10 protein-coding genes are annotated in these 8,389 nt (G+C 39.0%); all 10 read right to left on the bottom strand.

Translation table 11 applies throughout. The annotated features are described in order from the left end of the window. Window positions 1–50: 50 nt before the first annotated feature. Window positions 51–455 carry a 30S ribosomal protein S9 gene (rpsI, locus tag AC1VS3_RS12230; RefSeq protein ID WP_008690048.1) on the bottom strand — a complete coding sequence of 135 codons (405 nt, stop codon included), beginning with the start codon at window positions 453–455 and terminating at the stop codon, window positions 51–53. Between the two features lie 12 nt (window positions 456–467). Then, window positions 468–905: a 50S ribosomal protein L13 gene (gene rplM, locus AC1VS3_RS12225; RefSeq protein ID WP_008690049.1), complete on the bottom strand. Its 438-nt coding sequence runs from the start codon at window positions 903–905 to the stop codon at window positions 468–470. A gap of 124 nt (window positions 906–1,029) precedes the next feature. Next, a complete protein-coding gene (locus tag AC1VS3_RS12220; protein ID WP_008690050.1) occupies window positions 1,030–1,827 on the bottom strand; it encodes a histidinol-phosphatase in 798 nt (265 codons plus the stop codon). A 272-nt stretch (window positions 1,828–2,099) separates the two neighbouring features. Next, the gene (gene truA / locus AC1VS3_RS12215) at window positions 2,100–2,855 is read right to left on the bottom strand and encodes a tRNA pseudouridine(38-40) synthase TruA (protein WP_008690051.1); all 756 of its coding nucleotides are present in this window, start codon (window positions 2,853–2,855) and stop codon (window positions 2,100–2,102) included. 170 nt (window positions 2,856–3,025) lie between these two features. Further along, the gene (locus AC1VS3_RS12210; protein ID WP_008690052.1) at window positions 3,026–3,838 is read right to left on the bottom strand and encodes an energy-coupling factor transporter transmembrane component T family protein; all 813 of its coding nucleotides are present in this window, start codon (window positions 3,836–3,838) and stop codon (window positions 3,026–3,028) included. Then, a complete protein-coding gene (locus tag AC1VS3_RS12205) occupies window positions 3,831–4,691 on the bottom strand; it encodes an energy-coupling factor transporter ATPase (protein ID WP_008690053.1) in 861 nt (286 codons plus the stop codon). The genes AC1VS3_RS12210 and AC1VS3_RS12205 overlap by 8 nt, the downstream gene beginning before the upstream one ends. After that, window positions 4,667–5,494 (bottom strand): energy-coupling factor transporter ATPase, encoded by an 828-nt coding sequence (locus AC1VS3_RS12200; protein ID WP_008690055.1) that lies wholly within the window; start codon window positions 5,492–5,494, stop codon window positions 4,667–4,669. The genes AC1VS3_RS12205 and AC1VS3_RS12200 overlap by 25 nt, the downstream gene beginning before the upstream one ends. Window positions 5,495–5,781: 287 nt before the next feature. Further along, window positions 5,782–6,624, bottom strand: coding sequence for a MerR family transcriptional regulator (locus AC1VS3_RS12195; RefSeq protein WP_008690057.1), 843 nt, complete (start codon window positions 6,622–6,624; stop codon window positions 5,782–5,784). 16 nt (window positions 6,625–6,640) lie between these two features. Beyond that, entirely contained in the window at window positions 6,641–7,381 is a 741-nt protein-coding gene (locus tag AC1VS3_RS12190) for an ABC transporter permease (RefSeq protein ID WP_008690058.1), read from the bottom strand. Continuing rightward, window positions 7,378–8,094: an ABC transporter ATP-binding protein gene (locus tag AC1VS3_RS12185; protein WP_017144544.1), complete on the bottom strand. Its 717-nt coding sequence runs from the start codon at window positions 8,092–8,094 to the stop codon at window positions 7,378–7,380. The genes AC1VS3_RS12190 and AC1VS3_RS12185 overlap by 4 nt, the downstream gene beginning before the upstream one ends. Between the last annotated feature and the right edge of the window lie 295 nt (window positions 8,095–8,389).

The following is an 8,389-nucleotide window of genomic DNA, read 5'->3' as shown; positions in this document are numbered from 1 at the left end:
CTTGATTTTCCGGGGTTTTTGAACCATTTTGATATAGTCTGAGCAGTCGATTATCGCTTGCTGAACTGCGGAGCGCGACGAGCTGCTTTGAGGCCGTATTTCTTACGTTCCTTAGCACGAGGGTCACGAGTAACAAATCCAGCTGCTTTCAATGCAGGACGATAATCAGCACTTGCTTCCATTAAAGCACGAGTGATACCATGACGCATAGCGCCAGCCTGACCTGTGTATCCTCCACCCTGAACGTTGATCTTGATATCAAACTGTTCTAAAGTTTCTGTTAATTCTAATGGTGAACGAACAACCATACGCAAAGTTTCTAATGGTAAATATTCTTCCAATGTTTTTCCATTGACAACAATATTACCTTTACCCGGAGTCATAAAGACACGAGCAACAGAAGTTTTACGGCGTCCTGTACCATTGTAAGTTACTGTATTTTTCTTAGCTGCCATTTCTTATTCCTCCTATCCTTTGATTTTCAACTCAACTGGCTGCTGAGCTGTGTGTGGGTGTTCTGCTCCAGTATAAACGAACAGATGTCTACGCATTCTGTCACCTAACTTCGTATGAGGCAACATACCATAAACAGATCTTTCAACCCATTCAACAGTATAGTTTTCCTTCATGTTACGTGCAGTACGTGTACGCAATCCTCCAGCGTAACCAGAGTGGTTGTAGTATTTCTTAGTGTCCAGTTTGTTTCCTGTCATTTCGATCTTATCCGCATTGATAATGATAACGAAATCTCCGCAGTCAACGTTTGGTGTGTAAGTAGGTTTATGTTTTCCTCTTAACACAGATGCTACTTCTGTAGATAAACGACCTAAAGTCAATCCTGTTCCGTCAACAACGTACCATGTACGTTTAACGTCTGCAGGTTTAGTAAATGTTGTTTGGCGCATATTTTTACTTCCTTTCCTATGTAGTTTCCGGGGCTACAAAGGCATAAGTGCCTATTTAATAGTTTATTATCAATCCCTCAAGAAGTCAATAAAAATCTTTTGAAATTCATAAAAAATAAACACTTTATCCTTTAAACTTTCCAAATTCTATCGTATCAGTTATATTTAACCCTAAATCCCGCAATCTTTTTATACCTTCAACACGATATGTATCCGTTTTTAAAGCCGATGGTTCATGAGCATCTACACCAATAATGGCTGTATTGCCAATCTCGGCAGCGATTCGCCAGAAATCCTTATGCGGATACTGCTCCGTCTTCATAATTGCATTATACTCAGCACCTGCCAAATTATACTCCAATGGGATTCCTAATTCCTTAGCCGCTATACATAAACGATACGATTCTTCTACCGCTTTATGATCAAACACCCGTTTTCCTCGCATGAATAAATCTGGATGTGCTAAATAAGCATACAGGCCTGTTTTCATACCGGCTATTGCCTCATCCACATAAAGTTTTAAATAGGTGTCATCCTCACAAGCAGTTCCAAAATAAATACGTTTTTCATCCGTCTTATAATAATGATTTCCAAATATAATATAATCCATATCATAATTCACTAGCAGTGTCTTCAACCATCCCATATATTCAGGGAAATATTCACATTCCAGACCAATGCGAATTGCTATCTGATTCTTATATTTCACTTGCAGTTTTTTAATGCTGTTATAATAATCATCAAACTGACTTGCACGCATTCGCATATGTGCCACATAGTCACTCTTATATTGCCAAGGTGAATGATCAGAAAAACCAATTTCTTCATATCCACCTTCGATAGCTGCAAGCACATAATCTTCATCACTGCCGGAAGCATGCATACAACGTTTCGTATGCATATGATAGTTTGTTTTACGCATATAACCTCCTCCTTTCATCTTTATAAATTTCCATGGTAACTATACCATATTCAAGTAAAAAATGGTATGCGAAAAGCCTTCTTTTCCTAACAATAATCTGCTATTTCTTTCCATGATTTTTTATGGTACGCATCAGCTTCTCTGTTTTCTTTCACCTCTTTTAATAATGATACCTTTATTATCATCCATACTAGTTTACTTATACGCCATAGATGCTCTCAAAAAATAAAAAGAACAAAATGGGGGATATCCTTATAACACTGGCATAGTCCCTAATTCTGTTCCTCATCATCTGCATAATCCACACGAACAAGGTATAATCCCTGTGGGACTGCCTTGTAACGACAGGCATGCTTATCTTTCGCTTCTAACATCTTTTTTATATCAGCTTTTGTAATGCGATGTTTACCAGCTTCTATTAATGTTTGGGATAACATGCGTACCATGTAACGAAGGAAACCGTTTCCTTCGAAAATCATATGTACATGATCCTTTTCCTGTAACACCTCTAAACGAGTAATGGTTTTTACACGCGGTTTTCGCGGATCAATCTTATTACTGGTAAAGCTGGTAAAATCGTGAGTTCCTATCAATACAGTAGCGCATTCCTGCATATAAGCTACATCAAGCTTATGTGCATCCTTTGCCATATAATTTTCCTTAAAAGGATTTAAAATATCATTACTAATCAAATAATCATATCGTTTTCCAATGGCATCAAAACGGGCATGAAACGCTTCAGTAACCTGTTTTACGGACTGTATCCGGATATCTTTAGGTAATAGAGAATTCAATGCTTTTATCCAATGCTTCTCTTGTATCTTCATCTCACTGTCAAAATGAAACACTTGAGCTATAGCATGTACACCGGCATCCGTTCGTCCGCTAGCCACGATTGCAACATCATGCTTGTGCATTTTCGCTAATGCTTGTTCAATAACTTCTTGTATAGAAGTAGTATTCAACTGTTTCTGCCAGCCGCCATAGGAACTGCCATCATAGCTGACAACTGCTTTATAGCGTGCCATAGAATTCCCCTTTCCTTACTCTTTTTCTATCTGAACCTCTCGTAATAACCTTTATACCATTACCGCTTAAATATTATCTTAAACGCCTTTATCTTTACAATATGGATAAATGCACTATTACCAATCTTTAGCTTATGTGCTTAACCTTAAGCACTCTCTTTGACATTTCCTTAAAAGAAGCCAAGATCTGTCATACTTAATACAATCATTCCCACCAGAATTAACACACTTAACAACAATAAAGCTACATCCTTCCCATGCATCTTTAACTGTTTATAACGGGTACGTGGGCGACTAGGAATATATCCTCTGGCCTCCATTGCATATGCCAATTCTTCTGCTCTTTGAAAAGCAGAAACAAATAGAGGTACGATCAACGATAAAATGGCTTTCACCTTTTCCATCAGTTTCCCATTTTCCATATCCACACCACGTGATGCCTGTGCTTTCATGATACGCTGAGTTTCTTCAATCAGCGTTGGGATAAAACGCAATGCAATAGAAATCATCATCGCAATATCATGGGCAGGAACTCCAATCACTTTGAATGGTTTTAATAAATCCTCAATGCCTAAGGTTAGTTCTAAAGGCTTGGTGGTTGCTGTTAAAATCGTTGTGATCATGATCATCAATGCCAATCGTATCACGATGTACAGCGTCTGTGTCAAAGCATCTGTATAAATGTTCCAGCTGCCAATGGTAATGAGCACATCCCCACTGCGTACAACAAGCAGATTAATGATAAGTAGAAAGCTTAACATAAAAAGCATTGGTTTCATGGCTCTCCATAAGAAACTAAGCTTTAATTTCGCTAACAACGCAGTTAGTACTACCGCTATGCCGATAATGATATAACCGGTATAACCGGCCGGTATAAAGATTGCTACCATCATTAAGAGCATTGCCCCAATTTTTGCTCTGGGGTCCATGTTATGTATGATAGACGTTAATGGAAGGTATCTACCCAAAGCAATATTATTCATGGGATTTCACCTCTTTCGCTACTGCCTGTGCCAATTCATCTAAATCAAGAATGGAAGAAGCAATATGAAAACCTTGCGCAATCAGTTCTTCTCGTAAGCGTATGATGGCTGGCGGATTGATGCGCAGTTCTTTTAATAATGCAACCGAACGGAAGAATTCCTTTACATCGCATTGCTTTTCAATCTGACCATCCTTAACCACGATGACCTCATCACAGTAATGCAATACATGCTCCATATCGTGGGTAACGATTAAAACCGTCTTATGAAATTCACGATTCATGCGTAAAAACAGTTCCATCATATCTTTTGCTCCTTGCGGATCAAGTCCGGCTGTTGGCTCATCCAACACCAACACACCGGGGTCCATAGCCAAGATACCGGCAATCGCAATACGGCGTTTTTGGCCACCGGATAAATCAAAAGGAGACCGCTCTAAATAGCTTTCATCTAAGCCGACGACGTTGATGACCTTTTTTACAACTTCCAATGCCTCCTCTTCGCTTGCTCCAAAGTTCTTAGGACCGAAAGCAATATCCTTGGCAATCGTTTCTTCAAATAGCTGATATTCCGGAAACTGGAAGACCAGGCCTACCTGTTTACGCAACGCCTTTAAATTTTTTGGTTTTTCCTTAGCGACAATGTTCTTACCTAATACCTCTAATTCTCCTTCACTAGGCAACAACAATGCATTCAGATGCTGTACAAGGGTTGTTTTACCACTGCCTGTTTCACCAATCACAGCAGTAACCTTACCTTCGGGAATATTTAAATTGATATTTTTTAAAGCGGCATAGGAAAAAGGAGAACCTTCATTATAGGTGTGTGCTACATTTTTGAACGTAATTGACATACTTCCTCAACCGCCCTTTCTAGTGTGGTACATGGCGCAATTTCGATATGCGCCTTCTTTAATGCATTTGTGAACTTCAAGGCAAATGGAATATCCAGTTGTAATGCTATCAACTGTTCTTCCTTCAATAAGATGTCATCCGGTAATCCTTGCATGACAACATGTCCGCCATCCATAACAATAACATGATCTGACTTTGCTACCTCTTCGATATCATGCGTAATCGAAATGATCGTAATACTGCTTTCTTTATGTATTTCCTGGATCAGCTCATTAATTTCTGCTTTCCCTTGTGGATCTAGCATGCTTGTAGATTCATCGAAGATGATGATTTCCGGTGTCATTGCTAAAACGCCGGCGATAGCCACACGCTGTTTCTGCCCACCGGAAAGCTTTGTCGGCTCACTTTGCATATACTTGCTCATGCCGACTTTTTGCGCATAGCGATCGATAATCTCCTGCATATATTCGCTGGCTACCTGATGATTCTCCAAACCAAACGCGATATCATCGGCAACCGTAGCGCCGATAAACTGATTGTCCGGATTCTGAAAGACGATACCAACCTTATCGCGTATATCGTATAGCGTATCCATAGTCAGCTCTTCACCATCCACATAGATATGTCCCTGATCTTTATCCAGCAAACCAATCAATAACTTTGCTATCGTACTTTTGCCACTGCCATTATGTCCGATAATTGTTGTATAGCTGCCTTCTTCAATCGCAAAGGACACTGCCTCAACGGCATTGCGCTCCTTGTCATAAGAGAAGGTTAGATCTTCTACTCGTATCTTTTCCATATCATCACCTCAAAGTTTAGCCCATTTATTATACAACGAAAGCAGAATAAACACAATAAATTACGCCTGTATTTGTAGATGTGTCAAGACATATGACGTGATAGCGTTCTCATATGGAAACATAAATTTGAATCCAGCAATTCCATTATGCAGATGGAACGCTTTTTCACACGTATCCTCATCTTCTTCATGCTGATGGCACTAGGCTTCGCAAGCACTTTGAGCTAGTTCATAGCAGTCATCAAAGAAAAAAAGTGAAGAATTTTCGCCTTCACTTTCCATATCCTTTACTCCTGTTTTATTGGAAATTGCAGTTCCGTAAGCCATTGTGCACTCGTATCTTTATTCCAAACACCATCGATATACACCTCACGAGGCTCTCCTGCGGCCATATAGCCATGCTCTTCCATGTAAGCAATCAATGCTTGATAGGCATAAGGCAACGTTTCATAACTACCTTTATGAAGGACACAAACCGCTTGCTCCACCTCCGATAATTCGACAAAATGCAAATCTTGCATATCATCCTGCATCGCAGTAACCGCCTGAAATATTTCTGCATCAACCTTATTTGCTTTATATCCTCCATCATGGTAACAAGTAAAGCAATAATCTGGTTCTGCACATATACAACCGGCTTTTTCCATTGCCTCTCCCATTTTTGGCATATAGGTAAATAAATCTTGATAACTATCTAATTGTACACGCATGGATGCACATTTCACCTTAGGCAAGGATTTTATAATGGGATGATAAGCAGATACCGTATCCTCTTTGGCCAGATAACCTTCAATGGCAGCTATTTTCTGTGTCAAATCACTCACAGACTGCAGTAACTTACTTTTCTTCATCAATAACATTCCTGTTTCGTTAGCACCACTTAATATTTGTTGAATTTCATCCAAACGAAAACCAATTTGACGTAAAACGAGAATACGATGTAAGATTGGCAATTGACTAGAACTGTAATAGCGATATCCGTTATGCTCATCCACATATGCAGGCTTCAATAAGCCAATCTCATCATAATGACGCAATGCTTTAATCGTAATCTTATTCATTTGCGCAAACATTCCAATACGGTAATAGTAAGGTACCTCTTTTTCTGTACAATGGTAATTCTGTTCCATCTGCATCCTCCTTTTGTTAATCCCAGCGGAATAATCGAATTGCTATTTGATAGCCGAGTATGCCAATTAGTAATAGTATGCCAACCGCCAGTAGTGTTTGTTCATTCCATATCCCCATAGAAACATCCTTTAATACATGAATTCCTTGCGTTAGGGGCAATACATCCGCAATGTGTTGCAACGGTGAAGGAAACAATTCATATGGAATGGTTGCTCCGGATAAAAATAACATAGGGAAATAGACAACACTGCAAATGATATTCGTAACCTTTAGCGAAGGTGATAGACCAGCAATGATCATTCCTATGCCATACATCGAAAATAACACGAAAACGTAAGCTCCTAGAAATAAGAAGGGATTTCCTTCCATATGATAATCAAAAAATAGTATGGCGCATAAGCTTATCATACAGGCTGATACGATTGCCGTCAATGCGGCGATAAGTGTTTCCACTAATAATAACACGCGCGGACTTACCGGTGTCACAAAAAAATGTTTTAAGATTTTTTTATCACGATAATCGCTGAACGTCATAGGAAGACCCATGAATGCTGTCGCACAGATACCAATGGTGATTAGAGAAGAAAATGCACTTTGCATAAAGGTATAGCCACTATTTCCTGCTTGTTGATCTTTCGCGATAAAACCAATCAAAAATAAGATTCCTACCGGCATGATCACACCAAAAATGATACCATCCGGACAGCGAAGAGCTAATTTCCCTTCTATTTTAAACAATGTCAAAAAGCGCTTCATAACTTAGTCACCTCCATATAGTGTAAATAAGCTTCTTCTAAACTGGCAAAACCTTTTGCAATATCTGCTACAGTTCCTTCCATAATAGCATTTCCCTGTTTCAATAATAAAATGCGATCACACAAATACGCTGCTTCTTCCATATAGTGTGTCGTTAACAAAATGGTCGTACCTTTTTCTTTCCATAACAAAAGACGATCCCAAACCGCTCTTCTTGCGGCTGCATCTAACCCTGTCGTAGCTTCATCTAAAAAAAGCATTTCCGGTTTTGGTAGCAATGCCAATAGGATAGATAACTTTTGGCGTTCTCCTTGTGATAAATGCGCTACAAAATGATGTGCAAACGGCGATAATTCAAACTGTTCCAATAGTTCATGGTAATCTGCAGGATCTTGATACAGTGATGCCATTTCTTCGCATAATTCCCTTACCCGAATATTGTTTTGATAACTTGATGCCTGCAGTTGTACTCCAATCCTTTCAAAGATTGTTTTATCTATGCTAGCACCATCTTTCTTTAAGAGCCTGATTTTTCCTTCATCAGGGTTTTGTAAACCAAGAAGCATTTCGATCGTTGTCGTTTTCCCCGCACCATTGTGTCCTAGAATACCGAAGATTTCACCTTTCTTCACCTCAAAAGACAATTGATTCACCGCAATTTGTGTTTGAAATCGCTTTGTCAGATGTTCCACTTGTATACATAATTCCATCATTCATACCTCCTTGTAAATCAAGGATATATCCTCCTGTTACAGGAGAGTCAAGCACTTTAATAAAACTATGAGAACCTTTATCGTACAATGAATAAAAAGATCTTTTGTTGATAAAATATTTACCTGTTTGCTGATCATCAAGAATAATCCATTTAATAAAAAAACTTAATCTTTCGCATCATGATTAAGCATAAGCGTCATCATATGGATAAATCGAGTAGGGTGAAATAAATCACCCTCTCACACCACCGTACGTACGGTTCCGTATACGGCGGTTCGTTTTAATTTCAAAGCG

It is taken from the genome of Longicatena sp., assembly GCF_982403165.1.
Note: the sequence above shows the minus strand (reverse complement) of the source record. Positions and strands in the feature narration are given on the sequence as shown.

What these genes read in the sequence shown, in the direction of transcription:
- rpsI (WP_008690048.1), bottom strand. Translation starts at nt 455, where the DNA reads ATGGCAGCTAAGAAAAATACAGTAACTTACAATGGTACAGGACGCCGT.
- AC1VS3_RS12190 (WP_008690058.1), bottom strand. Translation starts at nt 7,381, where the DNA reads ATGAAGCGCTTTTTGACATTGTTTAAAATAGAAGGGAAATTAGCTCTT.
- truA (WP_008690051.1), bottom strand. Translation starts at nt 2,855, where the DNA reads ATGGCACGCTATAAAGCAGTTGTCAGCTATGATGGCAGTTCCTATGGC.
- AC1VS3_RS12195 (WP_008690057.1), bottom strand. Translation starts at nt 6,624, where the DNA reads ATGGAACAGAATTACCATTGTACAGAAAAAGAGGTACCTTACTATTAC.
- AC1VS3_RS12200 (WP_008690055.1), bottom strand. Translation starts at nt 5,494, where the DNA reads ATGGAAAAGATACGAGTAGAAGATCTAACCTTCTCTTATGACAAGGAG.
- AC1VS3_RS12220 (WP_008690050.1), bottom strand. Translation starts at nt 1,827, where the DNA reads ATGCGTAAAACAAACTATCATATGCATACGAAACGTTGTATGCATGCT.
- rplM (WP_008690049.1), bottom strand. Translation starts at nt 905, where the DNA reads ATGCGCCAAACAACATTTACTAAACCTGCAGACGTTAAACGTACATGG.
- AC1VS3_RS12185 (WP_017144544.1), bottom strand. Translation starts at nt 8,094, where the DNA reads ATGATGGAATTATGTATACAAGTGGAACATCTGACAAAGCGATTTCAA.
- AC1VS3_RS12210 (WP_008690052.1), bottom strand. Translation starts at nt 3,838, where the DNA reads ATGAATAATATTGCTTTGGGTAGATACCTTCCATTAACGTCTATCATA.
- AC1VS3_RS12205 (WP_008690053.1), bottom strand. Translation starts at nt 4,691, where the DNA reads ATGTCAATTACGTTCAAAAATGTAGCACACACCTATAATGAAGGTTCT.